Raw genomic sequence first — 24,966 nt, 5'->3', positions numbered from 1 at the left:
AAGTCATTGAACCATGTGAGGCCGAAAGGAAAGGAAAATGCTCACCACCAAACAGATAACCGGATTGCTCTATTCGATGGGACACACATTCGACAACCTCGCATCCACCTACATCGCCACCGAGGAATTCCTCACCACCCACAACCCCCACGTCATCGGCTCCCGAGGCGACCTCGCCCTCCTGCAAGACCTCCAAGCCGCCTCCCGATGCATGCTCCACTATGACTACTCCCACGGGCTCACCCTCGACTACCTGAAAGACATCAACGCCAGCATGACACGCACCGCCGCCCTCGACCCAGGCGCGCTGCGCAAAAGATCCAACATCATGGTACACACCATGAAAGGCGACTACATCCCACCCATACCAGACGAGAACACCATCACGAAACTGCTGGAGGACGCCACCCGCAGCCCAGGCAACCTGCTCGACGCGGCCAGACTGTTCGCCCAGCTGGCGAAAATACAACCCTTCGGCGACGGCAACAAGCGCACAGCACTCCTCGCGGCCAACGGCCTGCTCATCATGCGCCACCAGCCACACGTCCTCACCGTCCCCGTCACCGACCCCGAAAAACAAGAATTCAACACGAAACTAAGCGCCTGGTACCTGGACGACGACCCGCAGGTCATCGACCTCCTCGCCTCCTACAACACGCGCCTGCGCGGCCTCGACCGCCAAGGACACCCCATCCCCACACGCTCCCAACGCTCACGATGAACCGGCTGTGAAAACCAGGCGATCCATACAAAAGGATGCCCCCACCTGTTGGTGGGGGCATCCTGCTACCCGGAGCTACTGGAAGGTGATCAGGATCCTGCCATCGGATTCCCTCCAGCCGCCTTTGGCGAAGCCGGTGACCTGGATGCTGCGGGTGATTTCCGCATCCCCCTGATGGAAGGTGTAGGTGCAGGTGACGGGCAACAGGCCGGTGGCCTTCCACGGTCACGTCGGCTGTGATGCCGCTGATCCTGGTCTTCCGTGCCAGTCCCTGGCTGACCTTCCAGTAGGCGGCTCCGACTCTCCTCGCCCGGATAATCGCCTCCTGGCGTCGGCCATCCAGACTCCAGGAGACCAGGGCCGCGTCCCGCCCGCGCATCGACACGGCCACCCGGCTGATACGCCGGCCGGGCGCGACCGTCAGACCCGCCTTCTGCGAGCCGAGGGACAGCCGGTCGGCCTGGCGGACGTCCCCGGAGGCGATGGCCGCCATATAGGAGTCGAACACGCCGCGCGCGGACTGCAAACCCCACCACACGCCACCAGCCAGCAGGAGGATGGCGGAGACGACCACCAGGACGGCTACCGGCAGGAGCCGCCGGCGACGACCCGGCCCACAAGCGGCCCCCGCCGCGGCAGCCGGCGCGTGGGCGTCATCCTGGATGCCTGGCGCGGGATCCTGCCAAGACAGGTCGTGGTCCCCGTCCTTTTGTCCGGCCAGCGGCGCATGGCAGACCGGGCAGAAAAGAGCCCCGGAAGCGGCCAAGGCGCCGCACCGGGGGCACGTCATAGGGTCAGAGTCCACTAGTCGTTTCCTTGCTGCTTGATATCGGACTCGTAATTATCGTAGTTGTACCACAAGCTGATTACGCTCCACGCGCTGGTCTTATCCTTGCGAGACAGTTGCATGATGAGGGTTCCTTTCTCCGGCTGCTGGCTGGAAACGGTCTGCCCATCCAGGCGGTGCTGGCCGCCATCGATCGCGACGGCGCACCATGCCGTGGTTGGCCCTTCCTGGTTGATCAGCGATGAGGAGTCGAACCGCTTGGCCACGTAGGGTGGTTCGGCGTGATCGATCCAATGCGCGGTTGAACCCTTGGCTTCCTCCACGGTACGTAAAAAGAACCGTTGGAAGATCTGTTTCGTCCGATCCGGCTCGGTGCCGTTGATCAGCCAGTAGGCGGCCTCCGTAGCCACCTGCTGGCAGGCGCGTTCCTTGCTCATGCCGGGATACACGCCCGTGCCGGATTTGCGGATGTCCATCCCATGCCACAGATACCGGGGATCGATCGTCTCCTTCGGCGCGGCGGACACCGTCGTGGATGCCGCCGCCTGCGCGGCGGGCCGGGAGGCGCGGGAGCCGATGAGGATTCCCGCCAGCACTCCGATGATCACCAGGAGGATCACGCCGACGATGCCGGAAAGGATGAGCCGGCTGTCCTTCTTGCCTTGATTGTCCATGTTTGCCTTCTTCCTTTAGTACCAGTTGGTTTGTTGACTGTGCTTCCACGCGGCGGACGGCGACCCGTACCGGTCGTGGATGTACTGCAGGCCCCAGTCGATCTGCGTGTGGGGGTTGGTCTTCCAATCGGCCCCCTTACTGGCCATCTTACCGCCGGGCAGGGCCTGGGGGATGCCATACGCGCCACTGCCCTTGTTCACCGCCCGATAGTTCCAGCCGGATTCCTTGTTCCACAGTTTGACCAGCGCCGTCCAGTCCGTCTCGCCCCACCCATACCGTTTCACGCATTGCTCGTGCGCGTACGCCTGGGCGGCCTTCGCGTCCTTGCTGGACGCTCCTGTGTCGCCCGCCTGGCCATCATCCGCCTGGCAGCCGTAGGAATCGTAGGAGTCGCTGCTTCCGGAGGACGCCTGGGCGGCGGGCTTGCCCCGGGTGGAGTAGATGTACGTGTAGCGTCCGGAGGCCATGTCCAGCTGGCTCTTGGTGTATTTGCTCAGGATCGGCGCGTGATACCGGCCGAACAGGATGGTGCCGGACTCACTCACCCAGACGCTGCCGTCCTTGTCGATTTGCTCGATGACCGCCACATGCCCGTAGGGGCCGAGGGACGCGCCCAGCACGCCGCCTTGCATGCTGACGATCGCCCCCAGCCGGGGGGTGGTCCCCGTCGGGTAGCCCAGGCGTTTGGCCGAGGCGGCCCATTGCGCCCCGTTGCCCATATGATGGTCCACCTCAAGGCCGAGGCTCTTCCACCGGTTGGCCACCCACCAGGTGCACTGCTCATACTGGTAGCCGCTCGCATCATTCTCGAACCAGGTGGGGCTGATCCCCATCTTCCGGTAGTCCACGACACTCGCTCCAAGCCGCTGGCTGGTGGCCAACCCTTCCAGCTTCCCGCTGGAAGCGCCGAAGCTGGCGGCCTGCACCTGCTGCGGCGTGCAGGCGGCCGCGCCGGAGGGGATCAGGCTGGTGAACATGCCGGCGATGGCCACGATGGCCAGGATGCCGGCCAAAAGGGGCAGGACCATCATGCCGAGGGCGGACAGGGAGCTGCCGACCACCTGGCCGACGGCCTTCACCGCTTGTATGCCGGTGCGCGCGTATTTGACCTGTTTGACGGCCAGCCGCGCCCTTTTCACCGCCCGACGAGCCTTCCTCGCGCTGCGTATGGTGCCGCGGATGGTCTTCACCCCGCGGGCGGGGGTCTTCGCCAGCTGGGCGGTCGCCTGGCTGGCGACCTGGCTGGTCTCGTCGCCGGCCGAGGTCTGCAGCGCCCGCGTCGCCGCGTCGGACATGCGGTTCACGCCCTTCGCGTAGGCGGCGGGGGAACCGCCCACCGCTTTCGCCACCCGTTTGCCCGCCTTCCTGGGCGCGGCCTTCAACCCGCGTTTGGCCAGGTACAGGCGGCGTTGCAACCGGCCTTTCACCGTGATCTTCGGCCCCAGGCGTTTGCCATGGCGTACCCGCCTGACGGCGGCTTTCACCCCATGCGCCACGCCGCCCGCCGCCTTGCCCACCGGGGTGGCGGCTCCGGCGGCGGCCGTCTTCACGGTTTTCACGGTCACCTTGGCGGCCTGGCGGGCGCTGGACGCCTGCACATACAGGTTATCGGAAGCCAGATGCTCCCCCGGCTCATAAGCAGGCATGACGCTTACTCCTTCACGCTCGACGTGGGAAGGACCGGGAGGCTATCACCGAACCGGGTCGAGTACAGGCGGGCCAGCAGGTTCCCCTGATCCATCCGATTATCCACTCCCAAGGAAACTCCGTTCGTATTCAAGAGCCCATTACCCGATCGAGCGTTTGTCATCAGCCTCACCTGTTCGTCCGACAGTTCCAGCAGCTCCTGGAGCATGGTCGCGTCCGTCGTCTTCTGGTTCATCAGCAGCAGGAAGTCCGCGTTCGACAGCATGAGCCGCGCCTGATCGTTGCTCAAGAGCTCGTCGATGTTCTGCGTGATACCGGTGACCCCCAGCCCGTATTTGCGGGCCCGCTTGTAGATGTCCAGGAAGCTGCGGATCGAATACTCGTTATGGAAGAAGCGGTGGAACTCGTCCACGTACAGCCAGGTGCGCAACCCGGTGTCCCGGTTGGCGCGTACCAGGCTCCAGATCTGGTCCAGGATGACCATCATGCCGAAGGTCTGCACCTCACCGGCCAGGGCGGACACGTCGAACACGAGGAACTGGCCCGTCAGGTCCACGTTCGTCCGGTGGGCGAAACCCGACGAGGAGCCGGTGGTGAACATCTCCAGTTCGGTGACCAGGTCGGCCGCTTCCGGGGATGGGTTGTCCACCTGCACGTACAGGCGACGAATTTGCTCTTTCAAATCCACGAGAGTCGGCTGGTCATACCGTCCAGTCGCATTGAGCTGAGATCGGGCGATACGGTACACGTTCATGGCCGCCGTGTCGATCATGCTGCGCTTAAGTTGACTGAGACCAGTCGTCCCTCCCATCAGGGATCCCAGTAAATCAAGCACTACCGAAACTTTTGCGCGAACCGGGTCGGTCTCATCCGACCCCATAAGATCAATGTCCAAAGGATTCATATGCTGGGCGGAATCCGCCGAAACGGTGACTACCGTGCCTCCAAGAGCTTGCGCTAATTGCACGTACTCATGCTCCGGGTCGATGATCACCACCCGGTCCGCCGAATCCAGGACGCGCTGCGCGATCTCCGCCTTCGCCGACTGGGACTTGCCCGACCCGGTCGTACCCAGGATGAACCCATTCGAATTCATATGCGCCGCCCGGTTCACGATCACCGGATTGCCGCTCCTCTCATTCACCCCATAGAACAGGCCATGAGGCTCCATGATCTCCTGAGCGGTGAACGGGATGAGAATCGACGCGCTGTCCGTGGTCAACGCACGCCTCATGGGAAGCCTATTATCGCCCAAAGGCAGCATGGCGTTCAACGCCTCCGGCATCATGTACCGGGTCACGCTCATCCGGCAGGAAAGCCGTCGAGCGACTCTTTGAACTTCGGAAATCACCATATCAAGTTCATCTTTGCTTGATGCGCTCACACTCACTAACACCAAAGTATCCAGGATCCGCTGATTACTACTGCGCAGCTGGTCCAGCAGGCTGGTCATCTCATCCACCCGCTCCGTAATCGAATCCGGCACGCTCTCCGCAGTCAGCCCCTGCCGGGCAAGGGATTGCACGCTCCGGTCATACTCGCTCTTCACCCCCGCCTGCTTCGCCTTCACCCTCTCCAGGCCATCAGCCCTATCCCACGGCCGGATATGCACGGTGACCACGATACTGGCGGTGATATCCGCCAAATCCGACACCAGCGTATCCGTCAGCTGCGCCGGCCACGAATCCAGCCAGACATGGGACATCCACACCTCATCCATGCTGGAGAGCTTGATCCGGTCTTTATCCGTGAAATCCATCGCCCATGGCACGATGAAATCTTTTGCCCGCATATCCTTCGGCGCCCGGGCGAAAGCCTCCTCACTGAACGTGAACGGCTCCCCAGGCTGCAGCATGGAATGCAACACCCGCAGCCGGCCCGTCCTATCCAACTGGTCAGCCTGGCAGCCCATCGCGGCAAGCTGAGACCGCAGGGAAGCGACCAGCCGGTTCAAACGGCCCACCGCCCTGTCCTGATCCGCCTCTTGAACGGAAATCGTGACATATTTATCAGTGACCGTGCTCGACGCCAACCCCTTCAACTGGCCGCCGGCCAGATCGTTGAACGCCCGCCGGTACGCGTCCAAACGGTCGCCCCGCCCCTCCATGCGCACGCCGCGCGACAAGCCGGCCCCATCCAGAACCCGGTTCGCGGACGTCACCTGGATACGCGTGTTTTCGTCGAACATGTTCAACGTGCCCATCCACCCGTTCAGGATCTTCTTCTGAGCCTCCACCGTCGCCAGCTGGTAGTTCACGTCACTGATCATCACGGTCACGCTCCACCAGCCGTCGCCCACATAGGCGACGCCATCCGGTCGCAAACCATCCAGGAAGATCATCGACGACGCGGTGGCCGCCCGCCGGCGCGCCAGCCGCGCCCGCCTCCTATCCGCGCCCGCCGGCGCGCTCTTGCCTTCCTTATCCTTCACCGGTAATCCGAACATGGGGGAAACCTCCTTAAAAAACCTAAAATCATCCGATTAATCCGATATCCGATAAAAGACGCGCCGCTCATGGGTGGCCGGCGTCCGGGGCGTGCGCCCCCTGCGTGGGTGCGGCCGCGGCGTGTTCATCCACCCTCTTCAACTCCCGGCGGGCCACCCGCCGCTGCGAGGGGATGCTCCCCTGGCACAGCAGGGGACGCCGGGACAGGACCATCCTCCACTGCCAATAGCGGGAGAGCCAATCCTCCAAGGACAGGCCGCTCTTGCGGAACCAGCCCAGGAAGACCAGCAGCGCGATCGGTATGATCACCACCTGGTTCACCGTATCCGCCACCTGGCCGCCCACCGTGAACTGGCAGACGATCGCCCCGACGGCGCACACGCCCACCCCCGCCAGGCACCCCAGCTGCCGGCCCGTATAGCCGAACCACTGCCTGGGATCGACCTGATTGATGTCCGTGGGAACATCCATCACCAACATGAGAAAACCTCCCCTTTTACTAGACTTGCCCGAACAGGGCCTTCGACGCCTTCTGGCTGATCAGCACCAAGCCGATCATGAGGACGCTCATCTCCACCAGCGCCTGCCAATGCTGGAAGACCAGCTGATTCAACGTGAGATGCGCCAAGTCGCCCACTTTGAACAGGTCGTCGGCCACCGCCTTATACACGCCCAATCCGATCAGCAGCGTGACGTTGCTGAACGCGCAGGACGCGTACTCGCGGATGTACCCCTCACCCCAGCTTTTCGTCCCATCGAAGCCGAGGAAGGCGATCGGCAGGGCGCCGAAAGCCGTGAGGATCAGCAGCTCGACGAAACGCAGCATCACCAGCAGGTTCACCGCCACCTCCGCCAGCTTGGAGATGATGAAAGGGATGATCAGCAAGATCGCCGCCAAAAGCTGCTGGAACGTGTTGGAGTCATCGATCTTGCCGGCTTGGAGCATCTTGTCCCCCAGATCCTCCACTCCCCCGCCGCCGCCGGGCGCGACAGCCGTGGCCAGTTTGGACACCCCCGTGCCCATCTGCTGGATCAGGTAGGTGATCAGCTGACACAGCCAGCCGGCGTTAGTCGCCGCCAGGTAGATGAGGATGATCTTGAACAAGGAGGAGACGATCGTCCTGACCCCGCGAGTCCCGTCATCCTCCACATGCCGGCTCGCCTTCAGGACCTCCAGGCTGAAAACGACGGCCAGGACCGTCATCGCCACCGGTTTCACCGCGGTCGTCGCGATCGAGGTCACCGTCCTGTACGCCTGCGGATACTGGCCCGCCGGGGTCTTGGTCAGCAGGTCGGTCACGCTCCCGCCCGCACCGCTGCCGATCTGGTTCAAAAGCAGCTTCAGACCATCCTTCAGCCCGTCGAATGGATTCAGCATCGGAACCCTCTATACGAGTGTCTTGAAGATGGCGGCCACGGCGATGATGATCCCCGCGCCCACCAGCTGCCACACGCCCGACTGGATCTGAGGACCCGCGTGGTCCTTCAACCCCCCGGCCAGGGTGACGCCGCCGAACACGCCCCACAAGCCGCCGCCGATGATCACCCACGTGGACAGCGTGTTCAACACGTCCGTCACCACCTGGCCGCCCGCCGCGGCCACGGCCACCTGTCCGGCGGCCAGAATCATATCCTGCATCATGCACTCCTTGCACTCAACGGCCCAGCCAGGAGGCCAAGCCTGTTCTTGCTGTTTACTCGGTTTTGTCCGATGCCTCCCCTCCCCCATCGGGAAGGGGTTCCCCTTATCATCGTCCCGCGGCGGGGGCGGTGGGGGACATAAAAAGGGCTCAGCCGCGGCCGGCCGCCATCCGGCGGCGCACCAGCAGCAACCCGACAGCCAATCCGGCCAGGATGAGGCCGACCAGCGTGGCGCGCGAAGCGTCCACGCCCGTCTGCGCCAAACGAGGCCCACCAGCCGCCGCCGGCACGGCCGCCGCCACCGCCCGCATGCGGGCCAGCAGCAATACACGCTCCACCAGCAGATCACCATCACGCATACAACACACCCCCCTTCCTAGAACAGGGTGGGCTGCCAGGAGCCGGACGGCACCTCCACCCACCGCGCGTCCTCCGCCGCCTCAGGCGGCGTATCCACACTGGTACGGGTGGCGTGACGCCGCCGGTGGTACGCGCTGTTATGCCGCCGACTGGCCTCCCGAATCGAACGACCCAACACCGACGGATCCTCCTCGATCCACCCGGCCGCCAGGCGGAAAAGATCCACCTCGCCCAAAGACGCCAGATCCACCTCCGGCCGCGCCTCATGCAGCCACGCCAACAGCGTCTTACGCGCATACCCGGGGACACCCCCGTACACGCCGAACTCCGCACGCACCGCAACCCCCAAGGCGGCGCACTCCAACCTCACCGGGCAACCCGCGCAGAAGCGGCGGGCGTGAGCCACCGTATCCGGCCGCCGACCATCCGCGAAAAACAGCTCATCCGCCCGCTGGCGCGACAAGCTACGACACCGCGCCCGCCCCAGCCAAGAGAAGACACCCTTACCGGCGGAATCGGTCCTGCGAAAACCGTTCATACCAACCTCCATCAACGAAAACCATGGATCATTACTCTGTTCACCGGAACCGGCTGAACCGGGACCGGAAACCACCACCAGACGCACCAGCCGGCGCGGCAGGCGAGCCCCCGCAACCAGAGCCAGGGACGGCAGCAAGACCCGCAGGCGAAGCGGGAGAACCCCTCCCCTCATCCTGGGCGGCGTCCAACAGGCCGCAAACCGAATCCGGATCGCGCCCCTCGTTCAACAGCCGGGCCGCTCGCACCGCCCGGGCGAACAACCCGCCATCAGCGCACACATCATCCTGACAGGACGCGCCCACGGCGGCGAGCGTATGCTCGCACGCCCACGAATGCCGATGCGCCGGCCGCGAGCCCACCGTCCCGGCCGGGCCGGGATTCCGCTGCGAGATCATCTCCAAGCGCGCCTGCTCGAACACCCGAGCCAAGCCACGCAGCGAGGAGACGCGGGGAAGCCAATACGACCGGCCGACAGCCCAGCCGGTCACCGCCAGCACCGTATCCAGGCCGTACGAGCCAAGAAGAGCGCGCAGACAACGCAGCTCACGACGATCCGGCCACCCAGCCGGCAACACCACGCCCGCCGCGGCCAACACCTCCCCCACACGACCAGCCTTTTCGGCAAGCCCCTCAGAGCAGCCGTCATCACCCTCACCCTGGTCGGCGTCCCCCTGCTGGGGGGACCCTAGGGGGGTAGTTATGTTTATATTCTGTTCTTCCTTATTAGAGGTGCAACAGTTTGCACCTCTAGACGTGCAATCATTTGCACCTCTGGGATTCCGAGGTGCAATTTCTGCACCTCTGGAAACCGTTGGAATCCCGCCATTTTCCAGACGTGCAACTTTTGCACCCCTAGAACCAGCATCCGGCCGGTCGAAACCATCCGGCCCCTCATGCACGTCGGGATCCTCTTCCAAAGACTCCAAAGTCACCCCCATGTTCAGGTTCCACACGATCGGCCGATGCTGCGGAGCCAGATACCGGCCGCGCTCGTCATAACACGCCAACGACTGATCCCCCCGGCTGATCGCCCCCGACTCCTCCAACGAATGCAAACAGGAGATCACCGTCCGCCGGGAACAATGAGCCTCAGCGGCCAACACCTCCACACGCGCCCAACAACGCGACCCATCCGGATGCGCACGATCCGCCAACGCCATCAACACAAGCCGCGCATAAGGAGTCGCCGCCGGAGCCTCCCTCAACGCCCAACTACTCGCCTGCCAACTCACTCACATCACCTCAGCTTTCCCAACCCGATACGACGGATGAGACCGCAAACAAGCAGCCCGCAAGACAGCCTCACGACACGCCGAACGGCCACCAATCCCAGGAACATCCCGTAAACTCGAGCACGGGCCGCCAACCAACCCGGCCCCTCTTTCCAAATCCAAAAACCATGAATATTGGAAACCACCCCCAGCAGGCCACCCCCGCTGGGGGCCTCCCACACCAGCCACAAAAACACACATCACTCCACCCCCCGATCCGAAAGCAATAAATCATTAGGAGTGACGCCAAGCAGATGTGCAAGACCGATGATTTCATTAGCGGAAAAACGAGTGTGCCCATTAAGTTTCGACGAAAGAGTCGGCTGGGAAATTCCTATCTCTTTTGCAACCTGGCTCATCGTGCAATTTCGCTCTGCACAAAATATGCGAATTTTTCGTTTGAGACTATCTTTATTTAAATCCATATTGACCATATCTATATAGTACTGCAAAATAGATAGATTTAATCTATTCCGGCGTGTCTATTTTGTATTTGTCAATGAAATATTCGATAATTTAAATATGGAAGAAATACAGACTATAGAGATGACTGCCGCACAAACGCATCTGCATCTAAGGAACAATGTCACAACAAATATGAAAGTGGCAATGGCAATTACAAATGTATATCAAAAAGATTTAGCAAAGGTTCTTGGGATTACTCAGCCGACGCTTTCCTCGAAGCTAGCAGGGAAAACAACATGGACGCTTGATGATATAGAAAGAGCCTCAGACTTTTTTCATGTGAAACCTGAGACTTTCCTGGTAGCGGGGCATGGATTTGAACCATGGACCTCGCTGAACGATGACCTCGCTTCCAAACCGTGCCCCCTGAGGGACTCGAACCCTCGACACGCGGATTAAGAGTCCGCTGCTCTAGCCAGCTGAGCTAAAGGGGCATTTACCTGAGCGTGAGATGCTCAGGACGGCTCTCTTACGAGAACCGAGTACCCACTATACTCATTATAACGACGGAGGCAAAATCCGGCGTGTTGCGTGATCCAGACCATCAGTTTCAGCCGCCGTTTTGGATCACTGACCTCAAGCCCCCGGTTTCAGACGATCTTGGGCATGGGAGTGGTCAAAGACGTGGTCAGGTTGACCGAGACCACGCCGGAGCCGGCGTTGATGGACACTTTTTTCAAAGTGACCGTGCGCTCCCCCTCGAAGGCGGAATCGTCATCGGTCATGGTGGCCGGGGATTTGATGGCGCACAAGGCCAAATCATCCAAAGCGATGCCCGCCTGCTGGGCCAGGTTCCGGGCGATGGCCAAAGACTCATCGAACCCCTCTTTGCGACGGATCCGGTCCGCCGGAACCCCGTAGGCGTTTTCGATGGTCCAGGCGACCTTGTCCAACAAAGGCATGCCACGGTGGGAGGCATGGGGAGTATCGGAGCCGAAGCCGTGGCCGGAGTCGGAAATCGAAGCTGAAGCCGGACCTGAAGCCGAGATGAAATCATCCAACTGGGCCTTAATCCCTTCTCCCCCATCGCGGAAAAGGTTGCCGATGATCGGATCGCGAAAGCCCAAATCGGAGGCCGTCCGGCGCAGAGCCGGGACCTGGTCGTCCTCCCCTGCCCAGAGATTGATGAGGGGGAAGGTGGGGATGCCCAAGGATTCCAACCGGCGCACATGGAAGGGGTAGCGCCACTGGAGGGCAGGGTCATCGCGCCAGGTGGAAGCCCGGGTGACCACCACGGCGGCGGCCGGCCACTGGGCCCCGCTCTCCCGGGCGGCGATATCCAGCCATTTCTGGGCCCCGGCGTCGGCCCCGTACCCGGCTTCGACCACGACCAAATCATGCAGGGAGCAAGCCAGGTCCACCGCGGAAAGCCCGGGAATGCCCAAGGAAACATTGGCGAAAGGCCCGCAATGGATATAGACCGGGCTGCCTTCGGCCGTCTCCATATAAGCGGGCTGCACGGCGTTGCCCACCACGCGGACGATCCGGTCCACATCCACGAAGTCACGCACGGCGATCGGTTTGCCTTCCTTGCTGCCGGCCAATATGGAGCCGATGCGGTCTGCCAGCTCCTGGGCCGAACGGGACAGGACCACGATCTGCATAAGCTCGCAGGCTGGGGTGATGACCACCCGCTCGGGCAGCTTGCCCCCGTCCACCCCTATGGAACGCAGGGAACGGGAAGGGGTCTCCGATACGCGGGGGATGAAAATCCGGTCCAAGACCCCTTCATCCACGGCCTTCTCGCAGAAGGCGACCAGGAGGTTCTGAGCGTCGGCGATACGGGCCATCTCCCCGGTCAGACCCCAATCGGCCAGCTCCGCCTGAGACAGGCTGGCCTTGCCGCCCCCGGAAGCCCCGCCTTTGGACCCGGCGGCGGTGATACCCATGCTCGGTTGCCTGAGGACGGCTGCCGCATCCACCCCGCGAGCGCGCAAGGCGTCGATCAAGGCGATGGTGGTGGTGGTCTTGCCTTCCCCGCGGGAGGCCTTCAAAGGGGTGTCGGCGGTCACCAGGATCACCTTGCCCTCTTTGCGGGGGGCGTCTTCGTGGGTTTTCAGATAATCCAGGTAGTCGAAAGCGTCGATCTTATCGAGTCCCCCGTAGGGGGTGACGTAGTCGGCGAAAGCGGGGAACGATTGTGCGGAGGAAATGGTCATCGATGTATCCTTGCGTGAATTTCCTAGGTCGGTATTTCCAATCTATCGGCTCTGGGGGATGAAAAAGAGGGGCTTATCCACCAAGTGGACAAGCCCGCAGAGAGGAGGAGAATCGGCGAATCAGTGGTCGGACAGGTGGAAGCCGTTCTTCATGCCCATGCTGGTGGTGTAGAGCACCTTGGCCAGCAGGTCATCGGTCTCGCGCTTGACCACCTGGGAGAAGTCCTCGTTGGCCTTCTCCAACAAATCATGGATGGCGGGGGATCCCATGTCGTTGCCTTCCACGGAGCCGGACGCCACCAGCTCTTCGACGGCCGCGTCGGTCTTGGCCACGAAGGCGTGGGAGAGGCCGCCCAGCTTTTCCTGATAGCGGTCGATGTTGGCCGTATTGTCGTTGAATTGGGCGTCTGCCAAGGCGGCGATGATGCGGTTGGCCCAGTAGAAGTTATCCGTGCTGGGGGCCGCGGTTTCGCCGCGGTAGTAGGCCGGGGTGGTGGTCACGTTGGGATAGAGGGGAACCAGGGCGTTGAAGACGTTGGAAGAGAAGCAGGTCCACTGGATGGCGGAGGCCGCTTCCGGTATGTAAGGCCGCAGCTGGATGACGCAGAGGTGGTTGGTCCGGTTGATGCCGATGGGCCGGAAGAGGGAACGGGTGGCCGCGGTCCCCAGTTTTCCGTAGGGGTCGTAGTCGGTCCCCTGATAGTGGGAGCTGAGGACGTATTTGACGTCTTCGATGGTGATTTTCCGCTCGGGCTGGCGGCACCAAGGGATGTCGTCGCTGGCCGGGGTGAAGTCGGCGTCGATCCCGTCCCAGGAGGCGTCCAGGGGGTTGAAGAAGCGCTGGATATACCAGGCGCGTGGACTGTTATAGACGTGGTCGGAGTCGGAATGGGAGCCGAAGGCCCAGCGGGGGTTGAAAAGGCTGCCGTGTTCCAAGGCCAGGTCCAGATGATTGTCGGCGATGAACTCCCGCATGTCTTCCGAGCACATGAAGTCTTTCTGCTCGCCGAAGGCGTCGTCAAAGTCGAATTCGTCGATGCCCAGCTGGTTGGGCATAGTCACGTAGCAGTCATCGGGCACGCGGCGGGCGATCCAATGATGACCGCCTACGGTCTCCACCCACCAAATCTCATACACGTCGGAGATGGCGATGCCGTTCATCTCGTAAGTGCCAACGGTGCGCAGGATCTCGCCGTAGCGCTTGACCCCTTCGCGTGCGGTGCGGACGTAAGGCAGGACCAGGGTGAGGATGTCCTCTTCGCCGATGCCGCCGGGGATTTCAGGCTGGTAGTCTTCCTCCCCTTCCTTGCCGACCGCTGACCGCAGCTCGACCAAAGGATCGGCGCCGAGCACGCGCTCATTGCTGGTGATGGTCTCGGTATTGGAGATGGCCACGTTGCATTCGTTGACGCCGTGGGATCCCCAGATCCCCTGGGCGCGCAAGGCGTCGGGGACGGCCGTGTAACGCAGGGGGTCATCGGGTAGGTCCAGCTCGGCATGGCTGATGACGGCCCGGTAATGGCGGGGTTGGTCTTCCGGCTTGACGAGGACGAATTCTTTGGGGGTGAACTCGCCGTTGGGCGAATCCTCGTTGCGGGCGATGATAGTCGAGCCATCATAGCTGGCGTTCTTGCCGACCAAAACAGTGGTGCATGCCATCGGTTTCATTCTCCTTTGTGTTTATCGAAAATCCAAAAACCAAAAAATTACGGCCATCCCTTGCGCCATGTCTCGCAGGGACTCAGGCCTCAGCCATAGGAAACAGAAAGAGGCGGGAGTCCTTGAGCCAAGGGTAGGGTTCAGGTCCAGGGTCTAATTGCGGCCTGTCAGCCAGATGGCGTCGGAGTCCACCACGTCCCGGCAGATCCGCAGCCCATCCCGCAACTCGTTCAGCCAGAAGCCTTCCTTGAGCTCTGGCAGGGGTTTGGTGGTGGCGTAGACGGTCAGCATGTAATCATGGGGCTTGTCCGGAGGCTGAGGGCCATTGTAGCGCTGATAGACGGCCGGATTATCCGAGCCAACAAAGCGGGAGGCCTGGGAATTGCGGCCTTGGACCGCTTCCGGCACCATGGACTGCAACTGGTTGGAGAAGTTCTCCGGGATGTGCAGGGCGTGGGAATCGTTGAAATCGAACATAAGGGCGTCAATGGGCAGGTTGGCCACCGACCAGTGGATCCACTGGAAGCCGCAGACGGGAATGGAATCATCATCCACGAATTCCCAATGCAGATAATGAGCGGCCGGGTTCACCCCATCCAGGTAGAAGGGGAAAGAGACCGTAGGAATCCCTTCAGTCAGATTGGCCGCAGGGGCCGCCTTCCCATAGTCATCGGGGATCGTCGTAAAATCCGTTGACACTCGCATCATGCGCCGCCTTCCTAGAGAGCCGTCAATCATAGGACCAGACCTGACAGTCACCGTCAGGCCGACTTCCTTTCACTTTATCCGAACAGGCCGATAGAAAGCCATTTCCGCATTTGACAGGTTTTCACTTCCTCATTTGGCAAAAAGCGAAAACGCCGGTAGGAAATCATCCGGCATCAAGCGGACAGGAAAGAGCAAAGCAAAGCCTCCACCACCAGAAGAGGAGAACCGTTGCGGGCCAAGCGGCGGCGGGCCAGATCGACGGAGCGGATGTTGGCGATGACCCGCTGACGGCTCAGGCCAGCGGCCATGTTGATGATGGCGGTCGCGTTCTCTTTATTGACTAGGCCGGAGGAAGCCTCGGCCCCGTTTTGGACGATGATCATGTCCCGCCAGACGCTGGAGATTGTGGTCAGGAAACGGTCAAGCACGTCCCGGGTCAGACGGGTGGTCCGCCGGCGGACATCCTCCTTCTTGCCGATGGCGTTGAAGTCGCCTCGCAAAGCGGCAGGGACCTTGTCTTGAGGGCCGAGCCCATTGACGGCCAGGAATTCCTGCGTCCGCCTATCCACATCCGCCTGGACGGAAGCGGCCGCCTGAGACTGGGCCCTGTCCACCATGGAGGCGGCCAGGATGACGGCGTCGGAAGCCTTGCGCAAATCCAGCAGGGAAACCACGATTTCGTCGCGGTCGGCCAAGGCTTGGTCATCCCGGGAATAAAGCCGGGCGATGCCTATATGGCCCTGGGCCAGGCGGGCGCAACGGTCGGCCAAAGGCTTCTCCACCCCGTCGGTCTTCTGGAGGAAACCCGAAATGGCCGCCACGGGGGGGATGGCTAGGTTGACGACCCGGGTGCGGGACCGGATGGTCGGCAGGACGTCTTGGGAGCTGGGGGCGCAAAGGAGCCAGATGGTCCGGTCGGCCGGCTCTTCCACCTCTTTCAGGAGGACGTTGGTGGTCCGCTCCAGCATCCGGTCCACATCTTCGATGATGAGGATCCGCCAGGGGGCGGTCGCCGGCATCTGCTCGGATTTGGTCACCAAAGAGCGTACTTGGTCGATGGAGATGGTCACCTTGTCCGTGGCCAGGATGGTCACGTCCGGGTGTTCCCCCTTCATGATCTGCAGGCAGGTCGGGCATTGGCCGCAACCGCCTTGCGGACATTCCAAGGCGGCGGCGAAAGCCCGGGCGACTTGGGAGCGACCAGAGCCAGGGGCCCCGCAAATCAGCCAGGATTGGGACAGGTCTTTTTTGCCTCCCCCCTCAGCCTGATGGGAGATGGATTGATGGGAGGCGGAGGCGATGCGGGAGAGGAGGTCGACTGTGGGCTTCTGCCCGATGATGGAATCCCAGACGGAAGAAGCCATGGTCATCTCCCCCGTCCGTCGGTTTCCATTCCCGGTTCGTCAGCTTCAAAAGATGAGGCAAGGGGCGAAGGCAGCCCGGCGAGCAGCCCATCCGCATCCGTCTTGATGGCCTGCCACACCTGGTCGATCGGCTGGCTGGCATCGATGACCCGGAACCTGTCCGGCTCCCCCTCAGCCAAGGCCAAAAAGGCCTGCCGGGCACGGTCGAAGAAGGCGCCTCCAGAGGATTCGAGCCTATCCGGCTCTCCCTGCAAGCGTTGGCGGGACTGCTGGAAGGACATGTCCAAGAGGTAGGTGCGGTCCGGCCACAGGTCGCCGGTGGCCCAGGAATTGAGCCGGCGCACGTCAGCCAGGGTCAGCTCCCGGCCGCCGGCCTGGTAGGCCAAAGAGGAGTCGATGTAACGATCCGAGATGACCAAAGCGCCGGAGTCCAGGGCGGGTCGGATTTTCTGCGCTACGTGCTGGGCCCGGGAAGCCGCGTAAAGCAAGGCCTCCGTGCGGGGAGCCTCATCCTCCCCATGCAGAAGGATCTGGCGGATCCGCTCCCCCAGCGGGGTGCCGCCAGGCTCGCGCGTCACCAGAACCGACCTGCCTTGTTCGAGCAGATAGGCTTCCAGACGTTTGACCTGGGTGGATTTGCCCACCCCGTCCACTCCTTCGAAGGAGATGAAGAAGCCAGGCATCAGGCGGCCTTGGCCTTGGAGACGGGCGCGGACTTCTTGGTCGTACTTGTCTTCTTGGCTGCGGTTGCTGTCTTCCTGGTCCCCCGACGGGTACGCCGCTTGGAAGGGCCAGCCGCCCGCTTTTCGGCCAGAAGGCGGAAGGCTTCGGCCGGCTCGATGGATTCGGCCGTGTACTGCTTGGGCAGGGTGCGGTTGGTCTCCCCATCGGTGATGTAGACCCCGTAGAAACCGTCTTTGATGGTCACGGCCTTCCCGGTCTCGGGATCGGCCCCCAACTCGCGCAGGGGAGGCTTGGCGGCGGACCGGGTCCGACGGCCGTACTTCGGTTGGGCATACAGTTCCTGGGCTTTGGCCAGGTCGACCGTGAAAATCTCATCTTCGCTGGCCAGGGAACGGGTCTCGGACTTGCCGTCAGCCCCGGTCTTGGTCAGGTACGGACCGTAACGGCCATTGTTGGCCAGAATCTCCACCGGGGAGACTTCGCCCGTCTCTTGGTTGGTCTCTTCCACCGTCCCCACCAGGCGGGGCAGGGAGAGGAGGCGCAGGGCCTGGTCGAGGCTGACGGACTCCGGATCCATGGTCTTGAAGAGGGAGGCCATCTTCGGCTTGTCCTGCCCTTCGACGACCAAGGCGACGTAAGGGCCGAACCGGCCGGAGCGGACCTCCACCGCGCCCCCGGTGTCCGGGTCGGTCCCCAAAACGCGGGGCCCGGCGGAATTGTGCTCGATGAGGTCATGCCCCACGTCCACCGTCAGCTCATCGGGAGCTATGGTGTCGGGGATCGAGGCCCGCTTCGGCTTGCCGTCGGAATCCAGGTTCTTGGTGTCCTCCAGGTAAGGGCCGTAACGACCCACCCTCACCTGCAAGCCGTCCCCGATCTCGATGGTGTTGATCATCCGGGCGTCGATCTCACCCAACTGAGCCACTTGGTCATGCAGGCCTTCATGGGCCTCCTGAGCGTCGCGGGCGGCCTCTTTGCCCGAGCCGAAGTAGAAGTCGGACAGCCACTGCTTGCCAGACTCCTTGCCTTGGGCGATCTGGTCCAAGCCGTTCTCCATACGGGCGGTGAAGGCGTAATCCACATACTGAGGGAAATTCTGCTCCAGCAGTTTGATGACGGCGAAGGCCAGCCAGGAGGGGATGAGGGCCCGGCCGCGTTCGTAGACATAACCGCGGTCGATGATGGTGGAGATGATGCTGGCATAGGTGGAAGGCCGGCCGATTTCCTTAGCTTCCAGGGTCTTGACCAGGGAGGCTTCGGTGTAGCGGGCCGGAGGTTGGGTCTCATGCCCGGCCGGATCCACGTGGATGGCCCTGAGGACGTCCCCCACGCTCATCGCGGGCAGGACTTCGTCATCATTGAGGTCCGAAGAGGAAGCCGAATCGGCGGAATCGGACTTGGAGGAACGGGAAGAGCCGGTCCCCCGGCCTTCCCCATAAGCCCTCAGGAATCCCAGGAAATCGATGACGGTCCCGGAAGACTGGAAAACGACTTCCCCGTCCAGGCCAGCGGCGGCCGAAAGCTTCACCGTGGCCGTGGAACCGGTGGCGTCCGCCATCTGAGAAGCCAAGGTCCGCTGCCAGATCAGCCGGTATAACTTGAGTTGATCAGGCGGGACCTTCCCCTCCAAAGACTCGGGGCTGCGGAAATGGGCCTCGGCCGGACGGATGCATTCATGGGCCTCCTGGGCCCCGGCTGAGGTGGTGGCGTACTGTTTGGGCTTCTCGGATAGGTAAGAGCCCCCCCACTTCTTCTCCACCTCTTCGCGGGCGGCGGCGATGGCCTCGGAGGAAAGGGTGACCGAGTCGGTACGCATGTAAGTGATGTAACCGTTCTCATACAGGCCCTGAGCCGCTCTCATGGCCGCGCGGGACGACATGCCCAGCCGGTTGCCCGCCGCCTGCTGCATGGTGGAAGTGGTGAAAGGCGGCACGGGACGGCGGCGGTAAGGCTTGGTCTCCAAAGACATGACCGTGAAATCCTGGCCGGCGATGGCTTGACAGATGCGGTCGGCGTCAGCCTGGTTCAGGGCCAGGGCCTGATCTTTGACCATGGTCGGCGTCGGCTGGCCTTGCGCGTCGAAATCCTTGGAAGTGGCCACCCGCCGGCCGCCGACGGAAATCAGCCGGGATTTGAAGGAGGTATCCACGGCCTCGTCGCCGGTCACCTTCTGACCCTGAGCGTTCACTCCCACTCCGCCGCCCAAGGCGACGGTGGCCACGATGTCCCAGTAGGCAGTGCGGACGAAAGCCATGCGTTCCCGCTCCCGCTGGACGATGAGCCGGGTGGCCACGGACTGGACGCGGCCGGCGGATAGGCCCGGGCCGACCTTGCGCCAGAGAACGGGGGAAAGCTCGTACCCATACAGACGGTCCAGGACCCGGCGGGTCTCCTGGGCGTCCACCATGTTGTCATCCACCTGCCGGGTCTTGCCTAGGGAAGCGGCGATGGCGTTCTTGGTGATCTCATGGAAGACCATGCGTTTGACTGGGACCTTGGGCTTGAGGGTCTGGACCAGATGCCAGGCGATGGCCTCCCCTTCCCGATCCTCATCAGTGGCCAGGTAAAGTTCATCGGCTGTTTTCAAAGCCTTCTTCAAGTCGGAGACGGTCTTCTTCTTGTCTTTGCCGACCACGTAGTAAGGGAGGAAGCCGTCGTCCACGTCGACGCCGAACTTGCCATACCTGGCCTTGTCCTCAGCGGGGATTTGCGAGGGCTGGGCCAGGTCGCGGATATGCCCGACGGAAGCCATCACCGTGTAACCATCGCCCAAGTATCCACCGATCTTCCGGGCTTTGGTCGGAGACTCCACAATCACAAGTTTGTTCCCAGTCATTGAGACCCCTTTCACAGCGGAAAACCGCTGAACTTTTCTCCGCCCATACTTTAGCACACCTCTGTACTTGCAGTCTCCCCCGCCGGAAGCGTCAGCCTCCCGGCCGGAAGGGCTTATAGCTCGGTTATAGCAGACAGTGGCTACCGGGCGACCCGCAGACTGATCACCGCCAGTCAGCGATTACCGCAGGCCGGTCACCACTCTTTGGGAGGAGCCGGCGGAGCCCCGACCAATCCGGCACGGGACAAGGGCGAAGCCGTGGCTTGCCTCATGCAGGCCAAGATGCCGAAGGAAAGGAAGGCGCTACCCCCCATGGAAAGCATGGACGTGACGTTGACCTGCCGGGTGTAGGCCAGAGCCTCCACCGTGATCGACGGCCACAGCTGCCAGACCATGTAGGCGGTGGCAGCCAGCATCATCACCCCCAGGCTGATCATGATCGTGGCGATGATTTGCAGGCTGGGCGAAGAAGCGCGTTTGCCAGGGGCGTCCATGCCGGAGCCCCGGGTAAAGGCCAAGACGATCAAGGCCAGGCCGGCGATGAGGAGGATGGCCATGATCACGTCGGTGGGACGGTGCCATTTATCGGAGATGACGCTGAAGGCGACCAAAAGGACCAGGAGGCTGGCGACCAGGGAACTCAGCCCGCGTAGGACCCGGGGCATGGCCATGACCAAGATGACCCCGGCAGCCATCATCAAGGCCGTATGGCCGGAAGGGGCGGAATTCTGCGGGTTGCTGATGGTCGTATCCAAAACCGGCCGGGGAAGGACGCGTTTGAGGCCGAAGGCGACGAGGAAGGCCAGGGCGCCGAAGACGCCAATCTGCAGGATCAGCCGCCACCGGCGACGCAGGGCGGCCACCAGGACGGACAGGACCACGATGGCCCCGCACAGGCCGATGACCAAGTGGGAGTTGGCGAAGAGACGGTTGAGGGCGTTGGCCCGAGCGTACGTGCGGTCGAAGGAGTTCCAGACCCAGTCATCGAATTTCTGCCCGTGATAAGTGCGTACCCCGGCCCACCAGGTGGCCGCGGAGGCCGCCAGGAAGAGGAGGCCCAGAATCAGGGAGCCGATGACGGCGGACCACCGGGGACGGGTCAGCAAAGCTTCCTGCCCATCCTTTCCGGACGGATCCGGCCCTTGTCTCCTTCCGGCTCCGCTCTGTGGATTTTGTGGATTTTGCTCTGACCCAGCCATGACGGTCCTCCCAGTAACATATCTCCCCACTTACGGAAAACTCCCCCGCACCCGTCAGAGGCCACTTACCCTTGCTGCATTCCTGCCCTGGGGGGATTCGGTGACGTAACGCCACGGAGGAGCATTCTCGATTATACACAGAGACCGGAAGAAAGCCAAACGGCCCTACTTGCCGGCCTTGGGGTAGTCCATGAAGCCGGTGCCTTCCAGATAGTTCTTGCCGGCGGTGATGTCATACTGAATGAGCTTGTAGTCCTCCAACAACTCCTTGGTCTTCCGCGGGGCCCGGGAGATGTCCATGAGCTTACCCTGGGGGTCCAGGTAAAGGGCCTGACCGGCCGGGATGCGGGTCCAGCCTTGGATCTGATTGATGACCGGGGGCTCCATGGCGGCGACCTGCTCATGCATCTTGGTCAGGAAGGCCGTGTAAGGGCTGACCTTGGCGTCCATTTGCTGCGTGGCTTCTGCCATGAAGAAGTTGGGGGAGGTGTAGGCGGCCAGGTTCTCCGGCAGGCGCTTGTTTACCTTGGAGGCCTTGTTGGACCAGATGAAGTAGTCGGATTCGTGCAGGATGACGGAGTTCCTGCTGTCCTGGGAGGCGGTGGAATAGATGCCGGGCAGGTGGTCCCCGTAGAAGATGACGGTGATGGGCTTGTCCATCTTATCCAGGCTTTCGATGAAGCCCCGGGTGGCCTGGTCGGTGATCTCCGCCCCCTTGGCGTAGGTCTGGATACTGGAGGCCTCCTGCTGGCTCAAAGGCTGGTCGGTGGAGCTCTTGACCACGAATTCATTGTCTTTATACCACTGGTTATAAGGCATGTGGTTCTGCATGGTGACCAGCTGGATGAACTGGGACTTGGCGTCGGCCGCCCCATGCACCTTCTCCAGGGTCTCCTTGTAGGCCTGCTCGTCGCTGACATAGGGGGAGGTGCCCAAGGTCCCTTTGTACTTGACGTACTGGGGGCCGTCCTTGGTGTAGAAGGCCGAGAAGCCGAACTTCTTGTAGTTGGTCCGGCGAGAATACATGGTGGACACGTAAGGATGCACGGCCAAGGTCTGACTGGACGGCCAAGCCTGGTTGAAGGTCGGCGTCCAGGCTTCTCCCGGGACCAGCTGCTGGTAGGGGGCGGTCAGGGAAGAATCGAAGTTGGACATGGAAAGACCGGTCAAAGTCTGGTATTCCAGATTGGCCGTGCCCCCGCCGTAACCGGAGGAAAGCATGAGGCCGGACGTGGTCGAAGCCTTGAGAGACTTGATGTAGGGCAGAGGGTCCTTGTTCAAGGAAATCCCCGGAACCCGGGTGGGGTCGGCCAGGGACTCGGACAGAACCACGATCACAGTGGAATCGTTGAGATTCTGGCTGCGGGTCTTGTTGATCTCCACTGCCTGGGCCGAGTATTTGCGGGCCAGGCGGGTCATGGTCTCCTGGGAGTAGCCGTCCGGCTCCGTCATGATCTTGGGGTTGACGTTGCGCATGAAGGTGACGACCACGCCGTTGTCGTTGGCGTCGATCAGGTTGTTCCACTGATGCGCCTTGTCGTCCAGGCTGGCCATTGCCTTGTTGGCCCAGGAATCCGTGGTGGACATGGCCATGACGAAGGAGAAGCCGAAAGCGGCCGGCAAGACGACCACCAGCAGGCGGGCGACGAGGCCCAGGCCTTTGTTGGCCGGGTTGATCAGGGATTTGCGTTTGTCGATTTTCCCGCAGAGGACGGCCGCGACGATGACGCCCAGGATGAGGCAGATCACGCAGATGATGGGGCGGGCGGACCCGGCCGGGATGAACTGGGTCAGGTTGCCCGTGTCCCCTCCGGAGACGAACGTGAGGTCGGCGGGGGTGATGGCCTCGTTGCGCACCAGGACCTTCATGCGGTCGATGAAGGCGATCAGGCAGATCAGGCTGAGATAGACCCCGGAGGCCGCCCAGAAGCGGTTGATGAGGAAGATGAGGACCAGGTAGATGACGCCCAGGATGAGGAAGTTGTTGACGAACTGGAATTCACCTCGGGGATAGAGGAACATCTTGGAGAAGAATTCCCAGGCCTGTTTGATTTGGCCTGAAGCCACCCATTGCATGACGATGACGGCGAAGGCGTTGACCAGGATGAAGACCAGGGCGTAACCCCACCAAGGGACCGTGAACAGGCCGCGAGGCTTTTTATTCTTTCTATCCTTCTTGGCCTTTGTATCAGCCTTTGGATCCTTCTTGACTTTCTCGGCCTTCCCGGCCTCCGTCTCGGATTCTTCCGAGGGAGCGTCGGCCACGGCTTGCGCTGGCGGGATCACCTCCCCTTGGCGCGGAGGCTCCTGCTCCTGGTCACTCTTTCGATCTTGACCTTGATCTTCAGCATCTGCCATCGAGACCTGCTCCTCAATGCCGCCCGTGCGGCGGCTTCACCGGCGTCCCGGACGCCCCGGGACGCCTCCGTTTCTCGCCATATCCACGTGTGCGCTCTTCTAAAACGATAGCCACCATGGTACAGCGATGATGGAAAAATCGCCGCGCAATAGTGGCTTTCTTTTTCGATCTTTTACCTGATCTTTACGGCTCAGGGCCAAGTGAGCGATCCGGCCGACCGGTCGGATTTCCCGGGCTTAAGCGTGCCAGACGTCCTTGCCGGCCGCCTTGGCGGCCGCCACGTCATCGGTCAGTTCGGCCTCGTTGCCCTCAACCTCGCCCTTGATGAAGGACTCGACCAGTTCACGGGCTTCGTTGTCCTCATGCTGGACGGCAGGGGACTTCATGAAGTAGGAGCTGGGGGCCAGGATAGGGCCGGCCAGGCCACGATCCATGGCCAGCTTGCAGGAACGGACGGCGTCGATGACCACGCCGGCGGAGTTGGGGGAATCCCACACTTCCAGCTTGTATTCCAAGTTCAGGGGGACATCGCCGAAGGTGGTTCCTTCCAAGCGGACGAAAGCGAACTTGCGGTCATCCAGCCAGGCCACATAGTCGGAAGGACCGATATGAACATTGCGGGGATCCATGTCGTGAGGAACGATGGAGGTGACGGCGCGGGTCTTGGAAATCTTCTTGGATTCCAGACGGGAGCGCTCCAGCATGTTCATGAAGTCCATGTCGCCGCCCACGTTGAGCTGATAGGTACGGTCCAGACGGACGCCGCGGTCTTCGAAGAGGCGGGCCATCACGCGGTGGGTGATGGTGGCGCCGACCTGGCTCTTGATGTCATCGCCGACGATGGGCACGCCCGCGTCGCGGAACTTCTGGGCCCACTCGGGGTCGGAAGCGATGAAGACAGGCAGGCAGTTGACGAAACCGCAATGGGCGTCCATGGCCGCCTGGGCGTAGTACTTGTCGGCTTCCTCGGAGCCCACAGGCAGGTAGGAGATGAGGATGTCGGCCTTGGTGTCGCGCAGGACCTGGGCGACGTCCACAGGCTCAGCCTCGGACTCTTCAATCATCTGACGGTAATAGATCCCCAGGCCATCCATGGTGGGGCCACGCTGCACGAGCACGCCGGTGGCGGGCACATCGCAGAACTTGTAAGTGTTGTTTTGGGAAGCGAAAATGGCCTCGGAGATATCCTTGCCTACCTTGGCCGCGTCCACATCGAAAGCGGCGACAAATTCAATGTCGCGGATCCGATAGCCGCCGAAGTTAGGGTGCATGATTCCGGGGATTTTGTCCTCATCCTTGGCATCCTTGTAATATTCGACGCCTTGTACAAGGGAGGAAGCGCAGTTGCCCAAGCCGGCAATAGCAACGCGAATAGTCATAATACTCCTTATTTACCCATCGTATCCACACGGGATATCACCGCTTATGATACTCCCAAGGACGA

General features: G+C 62.0%; 22 protein-coding genes, 1 tRNA gene and 1 other RNA gene. 2 read left to right on the top strand and 22 right to left on the bottom strand.

Annotated elements, in window-relative coordinates:
• Positions 1-37: 37 nt before the first annotated feature.
• Positions 38-721, top strand: a complete 684-nt coding sequence (locus PSDT_RS07885; RefSeq protein ID WP_006290764.1) for a Fic family protein — start codon at positions 38-40, stop codon at positions 719-721.
• A gap of 75 nt (positions 722-796) precedes the next feature.
• Here PSDT_RS07885 and PSDT_RS08630 read toward each other — a convergent pair whose 3' ends face one another.
• The 11 genes from PSDT_RS08630 to PSDT_RS07960 form a co-directional block, all read right to left on the bottom strand.
• The gene (locus PSDT_RS08630; protein WP_006290765.1) at positions 797-925 is read right to left on the bottom strand and encodes a hypothetical protein; all 129 of its coding nucleotides are present in this window, start codon (positions 923-925) and stop codon (positions 797-799) included.
• A gap of 600 nt (positions 926-1,525) precedes the next feature.
• Entirely contained in the window at positions 1,526-2,182 is a 657-nt protein-coding gene (locus PSDT_RS00745; RefSeq protein ID WP_006289489.1) for a hypothetical protein, read from the bottom strand.
• Positions 2,183-2,197: 15 nt separating this feature from the next.
• Positions 2,198-3,829, bottom strand: coding sequence for a CHAP domain-containing protein (locus PSDT_RS00740; RefSeq protein WP_006290767.1), 1,632 nt, complete (start codon positions 3,827-3,829; stop codon positions 2,198-2,200).
• 5 nt (positions 3,830-3,834) lie between these two features.
• Positions 3,835-6,171, bottom strand: coding sequence for a VirB4-like conjugal transfer ATPase, CD1110 family (locus PSDT_RS00735; RefSeq protein ID WP_006289958.1), 2,337 nt, complete (start codon positions 6,169-6,171; stop codon positions 3,835-3,837).
• A 172-nt stretch (positions 6,172-6,343) separates the two neighbouring features.
• Positions 6,344-6,757, bottom strand: a complete 414-nt coding sequence (locus tag PSDT_RS00730; RefSeq protein WP_006289487.1) for a PrgI family protein — start codon at positions 6,755-6,757, stop codon at positions 6,344-6,346.
• A 19-nt stretch (positions 6,758-6,776) separates the two neighbouring features.
• A complete protein-coding gene (locus tag PSDT_RS00725) occupies positions 6,777-7,655 on the bottom strand; it encodes a type IV secretion system protein (RefSeq protein WP_006290769.1) in 879 nt (292 codons plus the stop codon).
• A 9-nt stretch (positions 7,656-7,664) separates the two neighbouring features.
• Positions 7,665-7,919 carry a hypothetical protein gene (locus PSDT_RS00720; protein ID WP_397224607.1) on the bottom strand — a complete coding sequence of 85 codons (255 nt, stop codon included), beginning with the start codon at positions 7,917-7,919 and terminating at the stop codon, positions 7,665-7,667.
• A gap of 148 nt (positions 7,920-8,067) precedes the next feature.
• Positions 8,068-8,277, bottom strand: a complete 210-nt coding sequence (locus tag PSDT_RS00715) for an LPXTG cell wall anchor domain-containing protein (RefSeq protein ID WP_006290770.1) — start codon at positions 8,275-8,277, stop codon at positions 8,068-8,070.
• 17 nt (positions 8,278-8,294) lie between these two features.
• Positions 8,295-8,816 carry a WhiB family transcriptional regulator gene (locus PSDT_RS00710; RefSeq protein WP_169309816.1) on the bottom strand — a complete coding sequence of 174 codons (522 nt, stop codon included), beginning with the start codon at positions 8,814-8,816 and terminating at the stop codon, positions 8,295-8,297.
• Positions 8,817-8,856: 40 nt separating this feature from the next.
• Positions 8,857-10,050, bottom strand: a complete 1,194-nt coding sequence (locus PSDT_RS08715; RefSeq protein ID WP_006289482.1) for a helix-turn-helix domain-containing protein — start codon at positions 10,048-10,050, stop codon at positions 8,857-8,859.
• Positions 10,051-10,289: 239 nt separating this feature from the next.
• A complete protein-coding gene (locus tag PSDT_RS07960) occupies positions 10,290-10,514 on the bottom strand; it encodes a helix-turn-helix domain-containing protein (protein WP_190273303.1) in 225 nt (74 codons plus the stop codon).
• A 97-nt stretch (positions 10,515-10,611) separates the two neighbouring features.
• On the opposite strand from PSDT_RS07960, the gene PSDT_RS08460 reads away from it, so the two are divergent.
• On the top strand, positions 10,612-10,953 hold the full coding sequence (locus PSDT_RS08460; RefSeq protein ID WP_143828326.1) for a helix-turn-helix domain-containing protein: 342 nt from the start codon (positions 10,612-10,614) through the stop codon (positions 10,951-10,953).
• On the opposite strand, the gene PSDT_RS00695 is transcribed toward PSDT_RS08460, so the two are convergent.
• From PSDT_RS00695 to PSDT_RS00650, 11 genes are all read right to left on the bottom strand, one after another.
• Positions 10,915-10,988, bottom strand: a tRNA-Lys gene (locus PSDT_RS00695). The genes PSDT_RS08460 and PSDT_RS00695 overlap by 39 nt on opposite strands.
• 156 nt (positions 10,989-11,144) lie before the next feature.
• A complete protein-coding gene (locus PSDT_RS00690) occupies positions 11,145-12,713 on the bottom strand; it encodes a formate--tetrahydrofolate ligase (protein WP_006289480.1) in 1,569 nt (522 codons plus the stop codon).
• Positions 12,714-12,833: 120 nt separating this feature from the next.
• The gene (locus tag PSDT_RS00685) at positions 12,834-14,372 is read right to left on the bottom strand and encodes a C69 family dipeptidase (protein ID WP_006289479.1); all 1,539 of its coding nucleotides are present in this window, start codon (positions 14,370-14,372) and stop codon (positions 12,834-12,836) included.
• Between the two features lie 153 nt (positions 14,373-14,525).
• Positions 14,526-15,077 (bottom strand): YbhB/YbcL family Raf kinase inhibitor-like protein, encoded by a 552-nt coding sequence (locus PSDT_RS00680; RefSeq protein ID WP_006289478.1) that lies wholly within the window; start codon positions 15,075-15,077, stop codon positions 14,526-14,528.
• 176 nt (positions 15,078-15,253) lie between these two features.
• The gene (locus tag PSDT_RS00675) at positions 15,254-16,450 is read right to left on the bottom strand and encodes a DNA polymerase III subunit delta' (RefSeq protein ID WP_006290776.1); all 1,197 of its coding nucleotides are present in this window, start codon (positions 16,448-16,450) and stop codon (positions 15,254-15,256) included.
• Positions 16,447-17,127, bottom strand: a complete 681-nt coding sequence (gene tmk / locus PSDT_RS00670; RefSeq protein WP_006289476.1) for a dTMP kinase — start codon at positions 17,125-17,127, stop codon at positions 16,447-16,449. The genes PSDT_RS00675 and tmk overlap by 4 nt, the downstream gene beginning before the upstream one ends.
• Positions 17,127-19,964, bottom strand: coding sequence for a type I DNA topoisomerase (gene topA, locus PSDT_RS00665; RefSeq protein ID WP_006290777.1), 2,838 nt, complete (start codon positions 19,962-19,964; stop codon positions 17,127-17,129). Before topA ends, tmk begins: the two co-directional genes overlap by 1 nt.
• Positions 19,965-20,158: 194 nt before the next feature.
• On the bottom strand, positions 20,159-21,163 hold the full coding sequence (locus PSDT_RS00660; protein ID WP_006290778.1) for a phosphatase PAP2 family protein: 1,005 nt from the start codon (positions 21,161-21,163) through the stop codon (positions 20,159-20,161).
• Between the two features lie 31 nt (positions 21,164-21,194).
• An RNA gene (gene ffs, locus PSDT_RS07875) (signal recognition particle sRNA small type) lies at positions 21,195-21,291 on the bottom strand.
• Between the two features lie 37 nt (positions 21,292-21,328).
• The gene (locus PSDT_RS00655; protein ID WP_006290779.1) at positions 21,329-23,521 is read right to left on the bottom strand and encodes an LTA synthase family protein; all 2,193 of its coding nucleotides are present in this window, start codon (positions 23,519-23,521) and stop codon (positions 21,329-21,331) included.
• Positions 23,522-23,758: 237 nt separating this feature from the next.
• Positions 23,759-24,901 carry an inositol-3-phosphate synthase gene (locus PSDT_RS00650; RefSeq protein WP_006289472.1) on the bottom strand — a complete coding sequence of 381 codons (1,143 nt, stop codon included), beginning with the start codon at positions 24,899-24,901 and terminating at the stop codon, positions 23,759-23,761.
• Between the last annotated feature and the right edge of the window lie 65 nt (positions 24,902-24,966).

This window comes from Parascardovia denticolens DSM 10105 = JCM 12538, from assembly GCF_001042675.1.
GTDB lineage: Bacteria > Actinomycetota > Actinomycetes > Actinomycetales > Bifidobacteriaceae > Scardovia > Scardovia denticolens.
Note: the sequence above shows the minus strand (reverse complement) of the source record. Positions and strands in the feature narration are given on the sequence as shown.